Genomic DNA, 18,378 nt, shown 5'->3' with positions numbered 1-18,378 from the left:
ATCTTTTCTTTTGAAGTTATTTAGTTGTAAAAATATCTATAACATCGGTAATCAAGTCGGAGATGAAATCCGCGGTTGAGTACTCTCCTCTCATGACCTTCATGCGTTCGCGTTGCTCGTCCTCAGCATCGAAGATACCCGGCTGGTAGACGTAGTACGGACCGCACTGGAAATGCCGTTTGTCGATTTTGGGTTCTCTGTCGGGGAATATTCTCATGATGGAATGATGCGGGATGGTGTCCTTTTCGACTTCCGTCTTAATGAGATATTTCCTCCAAGGCTGTGGCTCCCAACCGCAGGCGTTGACGCTCGATGCTGTCAATCCTGCGATTACAAAACATAATTTGATAATTTTCGTCCGGTATTCCATATCTTTTGTCTTGTGATTTGATTCCGACTTTAAGAATATATCCGTGAAACGGCGTTCAAACAGTGTCCTTCCGGATTGTCCTTCCGTCGTCAAACGGCACCTTGCAGTGTAAGCCTCAGACGATTTGTCCGGGCCGAAACCCTGTCTCGGTTCCTCTTTTAGAGAAAGCCCTTTCGTGCGGAACGCTTATCCGACGGTTCCCTCCAACGATACCGACAGCAGCTTCTGAGCCTCCACGGCGAACTCCATTGGCAGCTTGTTCAGCACGTCCTTGGCATAGCCGTTGACAATCAGGCCTACGGCATCCTCCGACGGGATGCCCCGCTGGTTGCAATAGAAGAGCTGATCCTCCGATATCTTCGATGTTGTAGCCTCGTGCTCTACGACAGCTGTGTCGTTGTGGATGTTGAGATATGGGAATGTGTGAGCACCGCAATCAGAGCCGAGGAGCAGAGAGTCGCACGAGCTGTAGTTTCGGGCGTTGTCGGCTTTCTCCGTTGCACGTACGAGTCCGCGGTATGAATTCTGCGAGTGGCCTGCCGAGATACCCTTGGATATTATCGTCGACTTGGTGTTCTTGCCCATGTGAATCATCTTCGTGCCGGTGTCGGCCTCCTGATAGTGATTTGTCACGGCAACGGAATAGAACTCCGCCTGGGAGTTGTCGCCACGCAGAACGCATGACGGATATTTCCATGTTATTGCCGAACCGGTCTCTACCTGTGTCCACGACAACTTAGAGTTGACTCCGCGCAGGTCACCACGTTTGGTGACAAGGTTCAGCACTCCGCCTTTTCCGTGCTCGTCGCCGGGATACCAGTTCTGTACCGTGGAGTATTTTACCTCAGCGTTATTCATGACGACAATCTCGACGACAGCGGCATGGAGCTGGTTCTCGTCGCGCATAGGAGCCGTACATCCCTCTAAGTAGCTGACATAAGAGTCGTCGTCGGCGACAATCAGCGTGCGCTCGAACTGTCCGGTATTGACGGCGTTGATGCGGAAATAGGAACTGAGTTCCATCGGACAGCGAACGCCCTTGGGTATGTAGACAAACGAACCGTCGGAGAAAACTGCCGAGTTCAGAGCTGCCGAGAAGTTGTCGCGGTAGGGCACTACCGATCCGAGGTACTTGCGGACAAGGTCGGGGTGGTTCTTAACGGCCTCACCGATGGAGGAGAAGATAATGCCTTTCTCAGCCAACTGCTTCTTGAACGTCGTCTTCACCGATACCGAGTCCATGACCGCATCGACAGCCGTGCCGCTGAGAGCGAGCCGCTCCTCGAGTGGAATGCCGAGCTTATCGAAAGTCTTCTCCAGCTCCGGGTCGATCTCTTTGTTCTTCGGTTTCTTAGCCAAAGGGTCGGCATAGTAGGATATTGCCTGGAAATCGATGTGCGGAACGTGGACGTGTCCCCATGTGGGAACGGGGAGAGTCTTCCAGTAGCGGTAAGCTTTCAGACGGAAGTCGAGGAGCCAGTCGGGCTCTCCCTTCTTCTTGGAGATAAGCCTCACGACATCCTCGTTGAGTCCTTTCGGGATGATCTCGGTCTGTACGTTGGTGGTGAAACCATACTCATACTTCTGGTCTACCACCTCCTTTACAAACTTATTATCCTTGTTGTTGTTATCTTGCATATTACTATATTTGTTTTTTAAAAAAAGTCACAAATATTATGCCAAAGCAGTTTTCTGACTCAGAAACATTCTTGGGCGTAACATTTGTGACTAATATTATCCTCTGTCATGAGGACTGTAGGGGAACTAAAGTTTCTGTTCTACCTCAATCTCGGTGAAGGTCTCGATAACATCGCCGACCTGTATGTCGTTGTTGTTGACGAGGGAGATACCGCACTCGAGTCCTGTAGCAACCTCTTTGACATCGTCTTTGTAGCGCTTCAGGGCACCGATAGGAGCGGTCTTCAGTACGATACCGTCGCGAACGACACGTGCCTTGTCCTTGTTGTGCACCTTTCCTTCGGTGACAAGTCCACCGGCAACGGTGCCGACCTTCGAGATTTTGAATACCTGCTTGACCTCGATCTCGCCGGTAACGACCTCTTTCTTCACCTTGTCAAGCATACCGACCATTGCCGACTTGATATCGTCGATGGCATCGTAAATGACTGAGTAGGTGTTGATTTCGACACCCTCGCGGTCAGCGAGCTTGCGTGCATCAGCCGACGGGCGGACCTGGAATCCAACGATGATGGCGTCGGAAGCCGATGCCAACATGACATCGTTCTCCGAAATCTGTCCTACAGCCTTGCTGATGACGTTCACCTGTACCTTCTCTGTCGACAGCTTCAGGAATGAGTCGGAGAGTGCCTCCACCGATCCGTCGGTGTCGCCCTTGACGATGATGTTCAGCTCGTGGAACTCGCCGCGTGCTATACGGTGCGAGATGTCGGAGAGGGTCAGACGAGTCTGCGTTCTGAGTCCCTGCTCACGCTGTAGCTGCTCACGCTTGTTGGCAATGTCGCGGGCCTCCTGCTCGGTGTCCATGACGTGGAACTGGTCGCCGGCTGTCGGTGCTCCGTTGAGTCCGAGGATTACTGCCGGCTCGGCGGGCTGTACGTTGTCGATATTCTGGTTACGCTCGTTGAACAGTGCCTTCACGCGTCCGAAACATGTGCCGGCAAGCACGATGTCGCCGACGTGCAGCGTTCCGTTGGAAACGAGGACCGTAGACACATATCCGCGTCCCTTGTCAAGACTCGACTCGATGACTGTTCCTGTAGCCTTGCGGTTAGGATTGGCCTTTAAATCCATCATGTCGGCCTCAAGGAGGACCTTGTCAAGGAGCTCGTCGACGCCGAGACCTTTCTTGGCGCTAATCTCCTGACACTGATATTTACCACCCCATTCCTCAACGAGGAGGTTCATATTGGCGAGGTCCTCACGTATTCTGTCAGGGTTGGCTCCCGGCTTATCAATCTTGTTGATGGCGAAGATCATTGGCACTCCGGCGGCCTGACAGTGCGCGATAGCCTCCTTTGTCGTTGGCATGACGGAGTCGTCGGCAGCAATGATGATTATGGCGATATCGGTGACCTGGGCTCCGCGGGCACGCATGGCGGTGAAAGCCTCATGACCCGGGGTGTCGAGGAATGTGATTTCCCGTCCGTTCTTCAGTTTCACACTGTAGGCACCAATGTGCTGGGTGATACCTCCGGCCTCACCGGCGATGACATTCGTGTTGCGGATGTGGTCGAGGAGCGATGTCTTACCGTGGTCGACATGACCCATGACGGTCACGATAGGTGCACGTGGCACAAGGTCGTTCTCGTCGTCCTGCTCCTCGCTGACGGCCTCCTGAACCTCGGCACTGACATATTCGGTCTTGAATCCGAACTCATCGGCAACGAGATTGATGGTCTCAGCATCGAGACGCTGGTTGATCGACACCATGATACCGACGCTCATCAGCGTGGAGATGAGTTTCGTTACTGGGATGTTCATCATCGTTGCGAGCTCGGATACGGTAACGAACTCGGTGAGCTTCAGTGTCTTGCTCTCCTTCTTCTCCGCCTTCTGCTCAGCGTTGATCTTCTCCTGGACGGCCTCACGCTTCTCCTTACGGTACTTTGCACCTTTCTTGTTCTGGCTCTTCGATGTCAGACGGGCCAGAGTCTCCTTTACCTGGCGTGCTACTGCCTCGTCGTCGACCTCTAATGACTTCTGTCCGCGGCCGCGGTTTTTCTTATTCTTTTTGCCGCCGCCGTTACCGTTGTTGTTATTGTTGTTCTTTCCGGCCTGCTTTGCTGCGGCGTTGATGTCGACACGCTCGTTCTTTATGCGCACACGCTTCTTGCGGTTGCCGTTGTTCTGCGCTTTCTCCTCGCGCTCACGGCGGCGCTCCTCCTTAGTTTTTTTCTTTGGTCGTGTGCTTTGGTTTATCGAGTTCAGGTCGATTTTTCCGAGGACCTGCATCTTCGGCTGATTGAGCATCTGCCGCTCGTTCTTTGTCATGAAGATGTTGCTGTCCTTCTTTGTGGCGTTCTGCTGTGTCTGGTCCTCAGACTTGGCACTGCTGTCTGTCGGGGCAGCAGTCTTCTCGGCAGCCTTTCCACTGGCAGCAGCCTGTGCTGTCTTTTCAGCGGCATTATCTTTCGGTGCCTTTACATTTGCCTCAGCTTTAGGCTGTTCAGCAGTCTTAGGCTGCTCGGGCTTGTCAGCCTTTACTTCAGCCTTGGCAGGCTCGGCCTTTGCAGGGGCCTCTGTCTTAGCCTCCTGTTGCTTCGGCTTTGCAGTTTCCTGCTGCTTTACTTCGGTAGCCTTTGGAGCCTCTGCGGTCACTTCCTGCTTTTTCTCGCTTTCGGCAGTCACCTGCTTTGCGTCATTATGGGCGTTCTCAGCATTCTGAGCCTTCTGCGCCTGTGTCTTTTCCGGTGCAGAGCTAACGGCAGCTTGCTCTGTCTCCTTCTTCTCCGAATTAGCTGAAGTAACAGTAACGGGACCTTTTCCCAAGTTGTTGAGGTCCAGTTTGCCTAACGGCTTGTACTTCTGGCGAATGCCTCCGGGCACAGTGCCCTGAGCTTTCTCGGTCGATTTCTTCTGCGGTTTCTTCTCTTCCTTCTCCCGCTGTTTCTGCTGGAGAAAGTTTGCCGCACGGTCCTTAACGTCCTTGTCGCTCTTGAAAGCCTTGACGAGGGCGTTGTATTGTGCGTCGCTGAGCTTGAAGTTCTGGTCGTCCTTCACCTCGCCCAGTTCCTTTCTCTTCTCTAAGAACTCCACTGCCGTTTGGAGTCCGATGTTTAATTCACGGATTGCTTTATTTAATCTGATACTCATATATCTTACTTTAAAGGTAAAAAAGTGAAAAGGTAGGGATGCCCTCAACTCATTTACCGTCTTTTCTTATGTTTATTGTTCTTTCTTATCTTTCTTCTTGTTGTCAGGTTTTTACCTATATCTATATCCTTTTTTACCTTTTCTTCATTCTTTAGCCGTTGGCAAATTCAGCCTTCAGCACTTTCAGAACGTGGTCGACGGTTTCTTCCTCAAGGTCGGCTTTCTCGATAAGCATCTCCCTCGGTGCGTTGAGCACCTGCTTTGCTGTGTCGAGTCCGATACCTTTTATAGCGTCGATGACCCACTGGTCTATTTCGTCGGAGAACTCATCGAGGTAGATGTCCTCCTCCTGCTCAGCGTTGTCGACCTCGCGGAAGACATCGATGGTATAGCCGGTGAGCATGGAAGCCAGTTTGATGTTCAGTCCGCCTTTACCTATGGCCAGGCTGACCTCCTCCGGCTGCAGATAAACTTCGGCCTTCTTTGCTTCCTCGTCGATATTCAGACTGCTGACCTTTGCCGGCGACAATGCTCTTTGGATGAAGAGCTTAGTGTTCGTCGTGTAGCTGATGACATCGATATTCTCGTTGTTCAGCTCTCTGACGATACCGTGTACGCGGCTGCCGCGCACGCCTACGCAGGCTCCTACCGGGTCGATGCGGTCGTCGAAGCTCTCTACTGCAATCTTTGCTCTCTCTCCCGGCATACGTGCAATCTTCTTTATTGCTATGAGGCCATCCTGAATTTCCGGAACCTCAGCCTCGAGAAGTCGCTCGAGGAACGAATTGTCGGTGCGCGAGAGGATAATCTTCGGGTTGTTGTTCTCGTTGTCCACTCTGAGGATGACGGCGCGGACGGTCTCACCTTTCCGGTAGACGTCGTGTGGAATCTGCTCGCTCTTTGGCAGTATGAGCTCATTGTTCTCATCGTCGACGAGCAGTACCTCGCGTTTCCAAACCTGATAAACCTCAGCCGAGATTACCTCGCCCACGCGCTCCTTATATTTGTTGTAGAGGGCGTCGTGCTCGAGTTCGAGAATCTTGCTGGCCAGAGTCTGCCGCAGGTTCAGTATTGCTCTGCGTCCGAACTTGGCGAAATCGACTTTCTCCGACACGTCCTCGCCGACCTCATAGTCGGCCTGGAGTTTCTGTGCGTCCTTGAGTGCTATCTGTTTGTTCTTGTCCTCCACTTCTCCGTCGGGGACGACAGTGCGGTTGCGGTATATCTCGAAGTCACCCTTGTCAGGGTTTACGATAACGTCGAAATTCTCATCCGAGCCAAAAATGCGTGAGAGTACGGTGCGGAAACTTTCCTCGAGGACACTGACGAGTGTCGTACGGTCGATTTTCTTTGTTTCCTTGAACTCGCGGAACACGTCAATCATGTTCGGCATCTGCTCTTCATCTTTTTTTGCTGCCATAGCTTATTTGAATCTTATTATGTATTTTGTATATTTCACTTCGTTCATGTCGTAGGTGTGGTCGACGTCCATCTTCACTGGACGCTTCTTTCCCTCGACTTTAACCTTTTCGTTGACGGTAACGGTGAAGTTGCTTCCGTCGACGGCTTTGAGAATGCCCTTGACCTTTTTCCCGTCTTTGTCGAGCACCTCTACCTCTTCTCCGATGTTTATGACGTACTGCTGCGGAACCTTGAACGGCTGCCCGAGTCCTGTTGAGCCAACCTCCAGCTCGTAGTCTTCCTTGTCGCGGTCGAGGTTGTCGTTGATGAATTCGCTAAGACTTACGCAGTCGTCGATGACTACTCCGTCCTTGTGGTCGATCTCGACGACAATCTTATTATCGTCATCGACCTGAATGTCTACGAGGAAATAGCCCTTTTCGCTGTTGTCCTCGAGCCACTTGTCAACTAATGTCTTTACAACGTTTTTGTCAATCATAAATGGTGTTATAAATAAAAATGAGGAACTTTTTCAAGTCCCTCATTCCTCTGAACGCTGCAAAGTTACTAATTTTTTTGCGTCAAGCCAAATATTTCGCCGCTTTTCTCGTTATGTACTGTTATTTTCATTTGTCTTTCATCACTTTTTCACGAGCGGCTCTTTCATTATGCTTTGACTGACATGGCATAATAATTGCAAAATCTCCGTTCTTACGGGGAATGATATTTGCAGTATAACTTTGATGACCAATGCCCCTAATCACTGCTTATACTTTCATGCACCCTGATGCCTTGGAAATGGCAGCACAAGAACAATCCAATGTTGAAATATGTTTACACCATTCCCGAACCTATCATTTGGGCTTCCCAAACGGACCGTTTCAGCTTGCGAAACGGCCCGTTTCGCGTCCTAAAACGGGCTGTTTTGCAACGCCAAATGGTATGTATTGGTAATTCTCTGATTATCAATATTATACAAAGACAGTATGAAGGGTTGTACGATGTGAATTATTTTTACATCCCATTGCCGGTTTTGTGTCGTCCATGCCATAGCCTCAACGAAGCATCTGTTAGAGGCAATCAAAGCATAAGCCATGCCATGTCAGACCGAAACTAAATGGAAGAGCAGTACGTTTTCACGTCTAATAGGTTGTTTTTCTTTTGGTTTTTAGGTTATTTTTTGCTACCTTTGTTACCAAATCAAGGTCTAAAATATTAAAACCATCTAACAATCAGATAGTTATGGCTATAAAGATACGTTTACAGCAGAGTAAGTTCAAGGATGCCAACAACGGCGGCAAGTGGCACGCCCGCACCGTCAATACCGGCGACGTGCTGACTTCCGACCTTGCCAATGAGATTCAGGCCACCACAACGTTCACCCGTGGTGAGGTGGAAGGATTCATCACCGAGCTTGTCGACGTGATAGCGCGCAACCTCCGCGACGGCCATACGGTAGTCGTCGACGGTCTTGGCCGCTTTCATCTTGCCGTTGAGAGCAAGCCTGTCGATAATCCTATGGATTTCGATATTAAGAAGAATATTTCGGATATAAAATTGAAATTCGTTCCTGCCGGTAAGCGCAGTGCGCGCACCAACCGTAAGGTTGACGACTTCGGCTACGGCGTTCAGATTCAGTGGGCCGAGGAACCGAGGGAAGAGGAAGACAGCAGGCTGGTAGGCTCACCTATCCACCCTGTTGTCAAACTCCCTTCGAAGAAGTGATGATTCGCAGAACTTACTCCTTGTTCTGCGAGTCGATGGTCTTAATTTTCTGACGTGTCTCCTCGAGCTCGTCCTTCAGCCGCTGTATGCGCCGCTTCATCTCGTCGATGAGGCTGTTGCCTTTCTTGCTGCTGACGTTGAGGAATCCGAGGTTGTTCTCATAGGTGGTGATGTCGCCTTTGAGCCTCTCATACTGTCGCATGAGCCTTGCGCGCTCGTTGTCGAGAGCATCGTTGCCGCGTTCCGCCACGTTCTTGAGGTTGTTGCGGAAGTTTTCGACGCGCTTGCGGGCCGCAGAGACGTGCAGTTCCTTATAAATCTTGTCGAGGACGGCATGATAACTCTCGTACACCTTGTCCTTTTCCTTGTACGGCACGTGCCCAATCTTGTTGAACTCCTCCGAGAGTTCCTGCACCTTCTGCTGTACGTCGTCGCCGGCGTTGTCGAGGAGAGCCTTCAGCTTTTCTATTACCTCCTGCTTCTTGGCCAGATTGTCGCGCTCGGCATTGCGTGTTCCGGCTGTGGCAGCCTTCCTTGCGTCGAAAAAGTGGTTGCAAGCTGTCTGGAAGTCAGCCCAGAGCTTATCGCCAAGTTTATGGGGTACCATGCCGATAGTTTTCCATTCCTTCTGCAGAGCAATGAGCTTGTCGGCTGTAGAGTGCCAGTCGGTAGAGTCGGTGAGAGCCTGAGCCTGCTCTACGAGGGCGCGCTTCTTCTCGGCGTTCTCGGCAAACTGAGCCTTCATCTTCTTGAAGAATTCGGCCTTACGGGTGAAGAAGTCGTCGCATGCAGCGCGGAACCGCTCAAATATCTTCACGTTCATCTTCTGCGGTGCGAATCCTATCGTCTTCCATTCTTTCTGTATGGCGATAATCTCCTGGGTCCGCTTGTCCCATTCCGATGAGCTCTTGTTTTTCTGTTTTGCTATATCCTCAACCTTCTCGCAGAGCTCAGTCTTCCTCTTGAGGTTATCTTCCTCCTTGGCCCTGAGCTCATCGAAGTGCTGTTGGTGCTTCTTGTTGATGACGGTGCTGGCAGCCTTGAAGCGGGCCCAAATCTGCTCTCTGAGCTCCTTGGCTACCGGTCCTATCTCGCGATACTGCTGATGGAGGTCCTGAAGCTGGTGGAAGGCGCTGATGACATCGGGCTCGTCGGCAAGTTTCTCCGCAGCCTCGCAGAGTTTTTCCTTTGCCTCGAGGTTCTTCTTGAAGTCATATTCGCGCGCCTCACGGTTCAGGTTCAGCATGTCGTAGAACTGCTCGACGTGCAGCTGATAGTTGTGCCACAGCTCGTTAGCCTTCTCGGCGGGAACGTTTTTAATCGTTTTCCACTCCTGCTGCAGGGCCTTGAAGTCGTTGTACGACTTGTTGGCCTCTTCCGGCGTAGCCGACATCTGCTTTATTTTCTCTAATATCTCTTCCTTTCTCTTGAGGTTTTTCTGTTTTTCCTCCTCAAGGGCGAGGAACGCTTTCTGTCGTTTCTCCTTGATAACACTCATCTCGGCCTTGAACACTTCCTCGTCCTCGTCGGGTGTGATCTGATATTTCTCCGGGTCACCACCGGCCTCGAGGTATTCTTTCTGCTTCTTGTCGCGTTCGGTGAAGTGCAGTTTGTAGAAAGTCGTTTTCAGGTGGTCAACCTCAGCCTTGTCGGGTGTCTCGTCGCTGGCGACGATGTCCTTCAGTCTTTCGATGACCTCTTTCTTCGAGTTGTAAACCTTCTTTGCAGGGTCGTCAGCATCAGCCGTCGGAGCCTCCTTGGGCTTTTCCGGTGCAGTCTCGCTGCTCCCGGCGGTCTCAGCGGTCGCCGTTGCGGGAGTCTCCTCTTTGGCAGTGGCGTCTGCGGCCTCTGCCTTCACCTCAGCATTTGCTGTCTCCTCGGTTTGGTTTTCAACTTGTTCTGTCTGCTTCACTTCTTCAGTGCCCTTGTCCAGGGTGTTGTCTTGAGAGTCCATAATTTACTGTTTAGTTTATGGGAATAGTATTCACTTGTCCGCTTCAGCACTTACGGGCATGAGGCGAAACAAAATTCACGAATTAAATAATTCGGTGCAAACTTAGTGAAAAAGTTTCTTAAATCCTAATTTTTTTGTGATTTTTTTAATATTATTGTCAAATCAAGCGTTTATGCCGCAGTATCATCCACGTAGCAATGGACACTACAATACTTATAATCATCGCTATCGGGAATCCCCACGGACTGTTTTCGAGTCCGTTGATGAGGTTCATGCCGAACGCAGACGTTATGAGTGTTGGCAGCATCATGATTATCGACACCGACGTGAGGGTACGCATCACCGTGTTCATGTTGTTGTTGATGATGCTCGAATAGGTGTCCATCGTCGATTCCAGAATGTCGGAGTAGATATTTGTCGTCTCCCTGGCCTGGTTCATCTCGATGTTCACATCTTCTATAAGGTCAGTGTCGAGCTCGTCGACCTGCAACTTGAATTTCAGCTTTTGCAGCAGATTCTCGTTGCCACGGATTGATGTGATGAAATATGTTAGCGAGTCCTGCAGCCTCGACAGTCCTATAAGACTTTCGTTGTTGACCTCCTTGTCGAGATTCCGCTTGGCTTTCTCGATGAGGGTGTTTATCTGTTTGAGTCGTTTCAGGTACCATACGGCCGACGAGAGGAAAAGCCGGAAAATCATGTCGACATAGTCGGTGAATCCCACATTCCTCTTCTGCTGGTAGCTTACGAAGTCGATCATCATGTTGGTCTCGAAATTGCACACCGTGATAGTGACGTCGCGCTTGTGTATGATACCCAACGGCACGGTAGTATATGGAGTCCGCGAGCGAATTTCCTTGACGTAGGGGATACGCAGGATGATGAGCATCCATCCGTCGTCGTATTCGTATCGGGCCCGCTCGTCGGTATCGGCGATATCGCCGAGGAAGTAGTCGGGAATGTGATAAGTGTCCTCAAGTTCCTGCTGTTCCTGCTCCGTAGGGCATGTAACCTGTATCCAGCAGTTAGGTTGCCATTCGTTGATGGCATTTAAGCTTCCGCTTATATTCCAAAAAGTCTTCATTGCGCTAATCTCCAATGTTTTGGCAAACAATTATTTCAGTGGGGATCAGCCTTTCAGGGGGTAATCCTCACGCTAAAAATTCAAGTCTGCCGCGTGATAATCGTCCATTTTCTAAATAATTTTTTGGTTTACGGGTGCAAAGGTAATATTTTAAGTTTGAACTGCAAAACAATAGATTTAAAATATTTATTACAATGTCAGGCTGTCTCCCGTCAGCCGTTGCCGTTTGGCTCCCGGTCGTTGTGCGGGTAGGGTGGGGCTGTTCCGGGTTCCGACAGCCAGCCGCCGGTAGGCCGGCTCACCCTCCACGGCTCTTAAAGTTGGTGTGGAGATGGTTGTGCGCCGGCCGGCCTTTGACGGCATGTCTTACTTTTCGGGTACCTGTTCGAGTACGGCCGTGAGCAGATTCCAGAAAGGCTCTGCCGTGGCAATCTCGAAACGCTCGTTCGTCGTGTGCGGGCTGCGCAGCGTCGGACCTAACGACACAACGTCGAGGTTAGGATACTTGCCGAGGATTACGGAGCATTCGAGTCCGGCGTGGTCGACAACGACCGTCGCGTCCTTGCCGTTCTGCTCCTTGTATACCTTGCGCAGCAGGGCTAAGAGCTCACTGTCGGGATTCGGGTCCCAGCCGCCGTAGCTGCCGCTGAAGACGGTCTTCATTCCCGCCATGTTGAAACAGCTCTCGAGCTGCTCGGCAACATACATCTTCATGTCCTCGCGGCTGGAGCGTGCGAGAATCTTTATCGATGCCTCGCCGCCTCCGATGTGGATTATGGCCAGATTCGACGAAGTCTCGACGACGTTCGGTTTGACCGGTATCATGCGCACAACGCCGTTGTGGCAGGCGTAGATAGCGTCGATGAGATTGTCCTGAATCTCCTGTGGCACGAGCGTTGCGGGTTTCTCGATGTCCTCGACGAAGAACTCCACATCGTGCTCGATGGTCTTGAATTCGTCCTCGATGGCGGCTTTCTGGTCAGCGACCATCTTCTTCAGAGGCTCCACCTGTGCTGCTGGCAGGGCGAGCACGACCTCAGCCTTGAACGGAATGGCATTGCGCATGTTGCCGCCTTCCCATCCTGCGAGACGCGCACCGAGACCGGCCACGGCCTTGCGCACGAGCCTTACCATCTCCTTGTTGGCGTTGGCGCGCCCCTCATTGATTTCGAGTCCGGAGTGTCCGCCGCGCAAACCTTTCAGCGTTACGCGGACGGCAGCCTCCTGATCGTTTTCCACCTCTTTATATTGTAGTGTGGCAGTGATGTCGATACCTCCTGCCGAACCGATGGTGAAGTTGCCCCATGTCTCGGAGTCGAGGTTCAGATACATGTCGGCCTGCAGCTCACCCTCGGGCAGTTCGTTGGCACCGAACATGCCTGTCTCCTCGTCGCGGGTGATGAGAGCCTCCACGGGACCGTGCTTGAGGTCGTTGTCCTCCATGATTCCCATGATGGCTGCCACACCGATACCGTCGTCGGAACCGAGCGTAGTGCCCTTGGCGTGCACCCATCCGTCCTCGATGTAGGTTTCTATCGGGTCGGTCTCGAAGTTATGACTGCTGTCGGGAGCCTTCTGCGGCACCATGTCCATGTGGGCCTGGAGCAGCATGGTCTTGCGGTTCTCATAGCCTGGCGTGGCTTTTTTGCGCATGACGATGTTGCCACCGGCATCCTTGAAAGCCTCCACGCCGACGCGCATAGCGAAGTCGAGGAGGAACTGCTGTACTTTCTCCAAATGTCCTGAAGGACGAGGCACTTGTGTCAGTGCGTCAAAGTTGCGCCAAATCTGCGCGGGTTTAAGATTTGCAATTTCACTCATAATAGATTCGTTGATAATATTCTTGATTAATTTTTCTTTCTCTCTGTGGCCGTCGCCGCTGCTGTCGCGTCTGTCGTTCCGGCTGCGGTCTTGTCGGCAGGGCTAATGAACGCTAACCTTATCCAAGCGTAAATGCCCATGACGATGATAAGCAGGGTCTGCACCGTGTGGACGATGAGCACGAAATACAGGGCGTTGGTGGCCGCCACACCGTAGAGGGCGAGCATCGTCTTTACGGAGAAATGCCACGGACCGGCCCCGTTTGGCGTCGGCACGATGACGGCTATCGTTCCCACGACGAAGCAGACCGTGGCGCAGGTTATTCCCAAGTGCGACGTGAAGTCGAAACAGAAGAATGTCAGATAGAAGTGCAGAAAGTAGCACACCCATATCCCGATGCTATAGAACAGGAACAGCGGCACGCTGTCGACATCCTTTATCGATATTATTCCGAGCCATATATTGTGTACGGCCTCCTTAATGCGGTTGTAGAACGACAGCTGACGGAGCAGGATATATATCAGTGCCACGGCCGCGATACCGCAGACGATGGTCACTATCCATCCCGTTGTCGAGAACGTATTGAGAATATCGTCGAGGCGCGTTCCCGTTTTTGAGAAGAACGAGCCGAACACTTTCACCTGCAGGAGCAGTGCCGCGGCGGTCATTATGAGCATCAGCACCATGTCGACGGCCCTCTCGGTGACTACCGTGCCGAGGGCTTTGGCAAAGTCGGTATGCTCGTGCTTGGTGAGCACCCCGCAGCGCGCAAACTCGCCTACGCGCGGTATAATGAGGCTCACGGCGTATGACAGAAAAATGGAGTTGACGCACACCGATGCCCTGGCGTCCTCGCCGACGGGGCGGAGCGTCTGCCGCCACCGCAGGCCACGGAAAACCATGGCCAGGATTCCGAAGGGGAAGGACAGTATCATCCATGTCCAGTCCATATCGTGGAGCAGTACATCGGAAATGCTCGAGAAATCGAAGTCGCGGTACATCCAATAGAGGATAGCGCCGCCGAGAATCAGGGGCAGCGCAATCTTCAGGCTGTTGCGTACTGTTTTCTTTGTATTCATTGTCGTTATAATTATGCAAAAGTAATGGAATTAAAAGAAAAAACAAAATATTTTCCGCTTTTTCCTCACCTTGTCAGTCAATATTGTACTTTTTTCTTTGCCGTCTCGCTCCTTTGAACTATCTTTGCAAAAAATAAGACTGATATGGTAAAACGAGTACGACCGAAAAAGAATCTTGGACAACATTTCCTCACCGACCTCGACATTGCGCGCCGCATAGCCGACACCGTTGATGCCTGCCCCTCCATTCCCGTCCTGGAGATTGGCCCCGGCATGGGTGTGCTGACGCAGTATCTTGTGGAGAAGCCGCGCGAAGTGAAGGCTGTGGAGATCGACCGCGAGAGTGTGGCCTACCTCCAGGAGCACTTTCCCAAGCTCCGCGACAATATCCTTGGCGAGGATTTCCTCCAGATGGACCTCACGCAGGTCTTTGGCGGTCGTCAGTTTGTTCTCACGGGCAACTACCCTTACGACATATCGAGTCAGATTTTCTTCAAGATGCTCGACAATAAGGACCTCATTCCCTGCTGCACGGGAATGATTCAGCGTGAGGTGGCCCAGCGTATCGCCGCCGAGCCCGGCAGCAAGACTTATGGCATCCTGTCGATTCTCATTCAGGCCTGGTATGATGTGGAGTATCTCTTCACCGTCGACGAGAATGTCTTCAATCCGCCCCCAAAGGTTAAGAGTGCCGTCATCCGCATGACGCGCAATGCCACCACCGACCTCGGCTGCGACTGGCCGCTGTTCCGTCGGCTCGTCAAGACGGTCTTCAACCAGCGGCGGAAGATGCTGCGCGTGAGCATCCGCCAGATGTTCTCGGCCGACCATCAGCCCTCAGCCGGATTCTACGAGCAGGAAATTATGACGCGGCGCCCTGAGCAGCTGACCATTGCGCAGTTCGTAGAACTTACCAACCAGATTGCGGCAGTAATCCTTTGAGGACTGCGGCTCGATGGGGCCGCAACGGCCTTGATAGAGGGCTATAGGGTGGAATAGGCTTTGATAGGGGCTGAGGAAGATAGGATGCCTGAGGCTTTGATAGGAATCTACAGTGCGGGATAGGCTATTATAGGCCTTGATTGCGAGATATAGGATTTGTGGGCGGGGAGGCTCCAGAATGGGGGAATGATTCGGGTGCTTACAATCTGATACCTTTCGTTTACGTTATGAACATTGCACACAGCCAATGTGTTGTGCGCAATAATCGGAAATTCTTAGTAAAAGGTTGTTAAAAAACGACTTGCACATGTTGCTCCGCTAATATAAAATGGTTATATTTGCATGTGTATAAAGATTAGATGTTATGGAGCAGAGAATTATTATTTCACGGAATTTTGAGACAGAACTGGCTACGGCGCTCACCGAGTGTGAGCACGACCGCATATTCGTCATTGCCGACACGACCACAACGGAGAAGTGCTGGCCCAAGGTGAAGGATTTCTTCTGCCTTCACGGTGCCCGACTGATAACCATCGGTGCCACCGACATCAACAAGAATCTCGACTCGCTCGTCAGCGTGTGGAAGCTGTTGCAGGAGGGTGGTGCCACGCGTCATTCCTGCATCATCAACCTCGGTGGCGGCATGGTCACCGACCTCGGCGGTTTCGCTGCGTCGACATTCAAGCGCGGACTGAACTTTATCAATGTGCCGACGACCCTCCTGGCGATGGTCGATGCCAGTGTCGGCGGAAAGACCGGCATCAACTTCGGCGGACTGAAGAACGAGATTGGCGTTTTCAACGATGCCAACTGCGTCATTCTGAACACACAGTTCCTCAAGACCCTCGACGATAAGAACATCCGGTCGGGTTATGCCGAGATGCTCAAGCATGGTCTTATCTCCGACGAGAAGCACTGGGCCGAGCTCGTCAACTTCGATATCAGTCGTCCCGACCTCCACAAACTCGCCGTCATGCTCGGCCAGAGCGTGAAGGTGAAGGAGCGTATCGTCGACGAGGACCCCCGTGAGAAAGGCATCCGCAAGGCCCTTAACCTCGGTCACACCTTCGGACATGCCTTCGAGAGTTTCTCTCTTGCTACGCCGGAACCGTTGCTCCATGGCTATGCCGTGGCCTTCGGACTCATCCCGGAGCTCTACCTCAGTGCCGTCAGGGAGGGATTCCCGCAGGACAAACTCCGCCAGACGGTGACGTATATCCGCGAGAACTACGGACAGTTTGCCATTACCTGCGACGACTATCCGCGGCTCATCGAGCTCATGCACCACGACAAGAAGAACACGGGCAACGAAATTAATGTCACTCTCCTTGCCGGTGTCGGCGATATACACATCGACCAGACTATCAGCGAGGAGGAGGTCAAGGAGGCTCTCGACTTCTTTCGCGAGGGCTGATTTATCATGACAAAAGGTCGGCTGAGAATCGCGCACAATTCTTCGGGTGGCTACCGGGAGTGAAATACGCGATTTTCAGCCGATTTGCTAAGTTGTTGTTGCTCAGCGACTTGTCGCTTTTCTTATTTTCGTCGGCCCCAAAAACCATCCCGAAAGGCCGTTTTGGGGCTTGCAAAAGAGGCCGTTTTGCATTATGAAACGGTAGGTTTCGCATCCTGAAACGGACTGAATCATCTTCCGAAACGGACCGTTTCGCATTTCGTTCTCGTTTTTACCCCTGTCTGATACCATTTCCGTCGCTTTTTGCAATCTAAAAGACCGTGTTTGAAAGACATAAAAATACATGAAAGATTATTACATATTTGGCTATGCTCTTTCCCCCTCGCTATGGCCAACAATTAGTGATAGAAATGTGGAATGTGTTATATTGATATGTACATCATTGCAGCCATGAAATGAATTCGGTTTGCATCCGCCGGTTTTCGCATCGTCCGCCCTTCATTCCCGCGGTTCCAATGCCCTGATAGGCAATGCCTTCCACGCGGAATTCTGAATTGTCCTATAATCTCCGACCGGTCCAAAGAAAAACTGCTTCCTGAAGAATATTTTCTTCGATTGATGCTCATTTCATCGAAAAAAAGTCGTACCTTTGGGACATGTAAGTTCAATCAAACATAATTGTGAGGATGGAAGATAATCGCAGCTTATCGAATGGCAACATAAAGGAGTTTGTCGATGAAATACGGGGGATTATTGATCAGGCCCGTAATCATGCAGCCCGAAGTATCGATAATACCCGTGTGCTCATGTACTGGAATATCGGAAAGCGAATATTCGAGAAGGAACAGCAGGGAAAAGACCGTGCCGATTATGGCTCGTTCCTTTTGCGGACATTGTCAAAGAATCTCGCACCAGCTTATGGAAGTGGGTTCTCGGTGAGACAATTGGAAATGTGCCGCCAATTTTATCGTACTTACCCAATTGCGAATACACTGTGTTCGCAATTGAACTGGTCTCAGTATAAACTGCTTATCGCTATTCTGGATAAGGATAAAAGGGAATATTATCAGCTTGAAGCTGTCAATGAGGGTTGGTCTAAACGCCAGCTGGAGCGGCAAATCAACTCGATGCTGTATGAGCGGCTGCTGATGAGTAATGACAAGGAGAGCGTCTTGGCTGTGGCGCGGAAGGAGCGCACGCCAGAGTCTCCACTGGAGATAATCAAGGACCCGATGGTCTTGGAGTTTCTCGGACTGGAGAAGAATCCGGCTTATTATGAGAAGGACCTGGAGGGCGCGCTCATCTCACATATAGCTGATTTCCTCCTTGAGTTGGGTAAAGGATTTTCATTTGTCGCACGACAGAAAAGACTGCTTATCGAGGATGATGAGTATTTCGCGGACCTCGTGTTTTATAACCGGCTGTTGCGATCCTTCGTCGTTGTAGAATTGAAGACTCACAAGCTGACACATCAGGACTTGGGGCAGTTGCAACTATATGTCAATTATTACGACCGCTACGAGAAGCAACCCGACGAGAATCCTACCATCGGAATACTGTTGTGCACAGACAAGAACGATACGGCTGTGCGGCTTTCGCTACCCGAAAATAATAAGACAATCCTTGCAAGTAAGTACCAGTTGTATCTTCCTACGTCCGACCAGCTCATCGAGCAGATTAATAAGGTCAAGAGATTGGCCGACAATCAGGAAAAATAGCTTCCGGCTGTCGTCCGTGAGCGAAGCGCTGTCGTGATGTGAACCGAAACGGAGATAGCGGAACATTGTTTCTGAT

General features: G+C 51.4%; 14 protein-coding genes. 4 read left to right on the top strand and 10 right to left on the bottom strand.

Translation table 11 applies throughout. From position 1 onward, the window contains the following. Positions 1–16 precede the first annotated feature (16 nt). The 5 genes from LDN30_RS09335 to rimP form a co-directional block, all read right to left on the bottom strand. Positions 17–370 (bottom strand): hypothetical protein, encoded by a 354-nt coding sequence (locus tag LDN30_RS09335; RefSeq protein ID WP_223929328.1) that lies wholly within the window; start codon positions 368–370, stop codon positions 17–19. 186 nt (positions 371–556) lie between these two features. Further along, positions 557–2,008, bottom strand: a complete 1,452-nt coding sequence (sufB, locus tag LDN30_RS09330) for a Fe-S cluster assembly protein SufB (protein WP_223929327.1) — start codon at positions 2,006–2,008, stop codon at positions 557–559. Positions 2,009–2,134: 126 nt separating this feature from the next. Then, the gene (gene infB, locus LDN30_RS09325; protein ID WP_223929326.1) at positions 2,135–5,164 is read right to left on the bottom strand and encodes a translation initiation factor IF-2; all 3,030 of its coding nucleotides are present in this window, start codon (positions 5,162–5,164) and stop codon (positions 2,135–2,137) included. Between the two features lie 151 nt (positions 5,165–5,315). Then, on the bottom strand, positions 5,316–6,584 hold the full coding sequence (gene nusA, locus LDN30_RS09320; protein ID WP_223929325.1) for a transcription termination factor NusA: 1,269 nt from the start codon (positions 6,582–6,584) through the stop codon (positions 5,316–5,318). 3 nt (positions 6,585–6,587) lie between these two features. After that, positions 6,588–7,064 carry a ribosome assembly cofactor RimP gene (gene rimP, locus LDN30_RS09315; RefSeq protein WP_223929324.1) on the bottom strand — a complete coding sequence of 159 codons (477 nt, stop codon included), beginning with the start codon at positions 7,062–7,064 and terminating at the stop codon, positions 6,588–6,590. A 743-nt stretch (positions 7,065–7,807) separates the two neighbouring features. Between rimP and LDN30_RS09310 the strand changes: the two genes are divergently transcribed. Then, positions 7,808–8,290: an HU family DNA-binding protein gene (locus tag LDN30_RS09310; RefSeq protein ID WP_223926373.1), complete on the top strand. Its 483-nt coding sequence runs from the start codon at positions 7,808–7,810 to the stop codon at positions 8,288–8,290. A 13-nt stretch (positions 8,291–8,303) separates the two neighbouring features. On the opposite strand, the gene LDN30_RS09305 is transcribed toward LDN30_RS09310, so the two are convergent. The 5 genes from LDN30_RS09305 to LDN30_RS09285 form a co-directional block, all read right to left on the bottom strand. Next, positions 8,304–10,247 carry a DUF349 domain-containing protein gene (locus LDN30_RS09305; protein WP_223926960.1) on the bottom strand — a complete coding sequence of 648 codons (1,944 nt, stop codon included), beginning with the start codon at positions 10,245–10,247 and terminating at the stop codon, positions 8,304–8,306. A 154-nt stretch (positions 10,248–10,401) separates the two neighbouring features. Continuing rightward, on the bottom strand, positions 10,402–11,328 hold the full coding sequence (locus tag LDN30_RS09300) for a magnesium transporter CorA family protein (RefSeq protein ID WP_223926372.1): 927 nt from the start codon (positions 11,326–11,328) through the stop codon (positions 10,402–10,404). Positions 11,329–11,517: 189 nt separating this feature from the next. Next, positions 11,518–11,691, bottom strand: coding sequence for a hypothetical protein (locus tag LDN30_RS09295; protein ID WP_223926371.1), 174 nt, complete (start codon positions 11,689–11,691; stop codon positions 11,518–11,520). A gap of 3 nt (positions 11,692–11,694) precedes the next feature. Then, entirely contained in the window at positions 11,695–13,149 is a 1,455-nt protein-coding gene (locus LDN30_RS09290; protein ID WP_223926370.1) for an aminoacyl-histidine dipeptidase, read from the bottom strand. A gap of 26 nt (positions 13,150–13,175) precedes the next feature. Continuing rightward, positions 13,176–14,228 (bottom strand): lysylphosphatidylglycerol synthase transmembrane domain-containing protein, encoded by a 1,053-nt coding sequence (locus LDN30_RS09285; RefSeq protein WP_223926369.1) that lies wholly within the window; start codon positions 14,226–14,228, stop codon positions 13,176–13,178. 144 nt (positions 14,229–14,372) lie between these two features. On the opposite strand from LDN30_RS09285, the gene rsmA reads away from it, so the two are divergent. From rsmA to LDN30_RS09270, 3 genes are all read left to right on the top strand, one after another. Continuing rightward, the gene (rsmA, locus tag LDN30_RS09280) at positions 14,373–15,170 is read left to right on the top strand and encodes a 16S rRNA (adenine(1518)-N(6)/adenine(1519)-N(6))-dimethyltransferase RsmA (RefSeq protein ID WP_223926368.1); all 798 of its coding nucleotides are present in this window, start codon (positions 14,373–14,375) and stop codon (positions 15,168–15,170) included. Positions 15,171–15,534: 364 nt separating this feature from the next. After that, positions 15,535–16,584 (top strand): 3-dehydroquinate synthase, encoded by a 1,050-nt coding sequence (gene aroB, locus LDN30_RS09275; RefSeq protein WP_223926367.1) that lies wholly within the window; start codon positions 15,535–15,537, stop codon positions 16,582–16,584. Positions 16,585–17,270: 686 nt separating this feature from the next. Then, complete coding sequence (locus LDN30_RS09270) at positions 17,271–18,302, top strand: PDDEXK nuclease domain-containing protein (RefSeq protein ID WP_223926366.1); 1,032 nt, start codon at positions 17,271–17,273, stop codon at positions 18,300–18,302. Positions 18,303–18,378: the final 76 nt, after the last annotated feature.

It is taken from the genome of Prevotella lacticifex, from assembly GCF_019973375.1.
GTDB lineage: Bacteria > Bacteroidota > Bacteroidia > Bacteroidales > Bacteroidaceae > Prevotella > Prevotella lacticifex.
Note: the sequence above shows the minus strand (reverse complement) of the source record. Positions and strands in the feature narration are given on the sequence as shown.

Coding starts and splice junctions, on each gene's coding strand:
- LDN30_RS09295 (WP_223926371.1), bottom strand. CDS start 11,691: ATGCCGTCAAAGGCCGGCCGGCGCACAACCATCTCCACACCAACTTTA.
- LDN30_RS09270 (WP_223926366.1), top strand. CDS start 17,271: ATGGAAGATAATCGCAGCTTATCGAATGGCAACATAAAGGAGTTTGTC.
- LDN30_RS09285 (WP_223926369.1), bottom strand. CDS start 14,228: ATGAATACAAAGAAAACAGTACGCAACAGCCTGAAGATTGCGCTGCCC.
- LDN30_RS09290 (WP_223926370.1), bottom strand. CDS start 13,149: ATGAGTGAAATTGCAAATCTTAAACCCGCGCAGATTTGGCGCAACTTT.
- aroB (WP_223926367.1), top strand. CDS start 15,535: ATGGAGCAGAGAATTATTATTTCACGGAATTTTGAGACAGAACTGGCT.
- rimP (WP_223929324.1), bottom strand. CDS start 7,064: ATGATTGACAAAAACGTTGTAAAGACATTAGTTGACAAGTGGCTCGAG.
- infB (WP_223929326.1), bottom strand. CDS start 5,164: ATGAGTATCAGATTAAATAAAGCAATCCGTGAATTAAACATCGGACTC.
- nusA (WP_223929325.1), bottom strand. CDS start 6,584: ATGGCAGCAAAAAAAGATGAAGAGCAGATGCCGAACATGATTGACGTG.
- LDN30_RS09335 (WP_223929328.1), bottom strand. CDS start 370: ATGGAATACCGGACGAAAATTATCAAATTATGTTTTGTAATCGCAGGA.
- rsmA (WP_223926368.1), top strand. CDS start 14,373: ATGGTAAAACGAGTACGACCGAAAAAGAATCTTGGACAACATTTCCTC.
- LDN30_RS09300 (WP_223926372.1), bottom strand. CDS start 11,328: ATGAAGACTTTTTGGAATATAAGCGGAAGCTTAAATGCCATCAACGAA.
- LDN30_RS09310 (WP_223926373.1), top strand. CDS start 7,808: ATGGCTATAAAGATACGTTTACAGCAGAGTAAGTTCAAGGATGCCAAC.
- sufB (WP_223929327.1), bottom strand. CDS start 2,008: ATGCAAGATAACAACAACAAGGATAATAAGTTTGTAAAGGAGGTGGTA.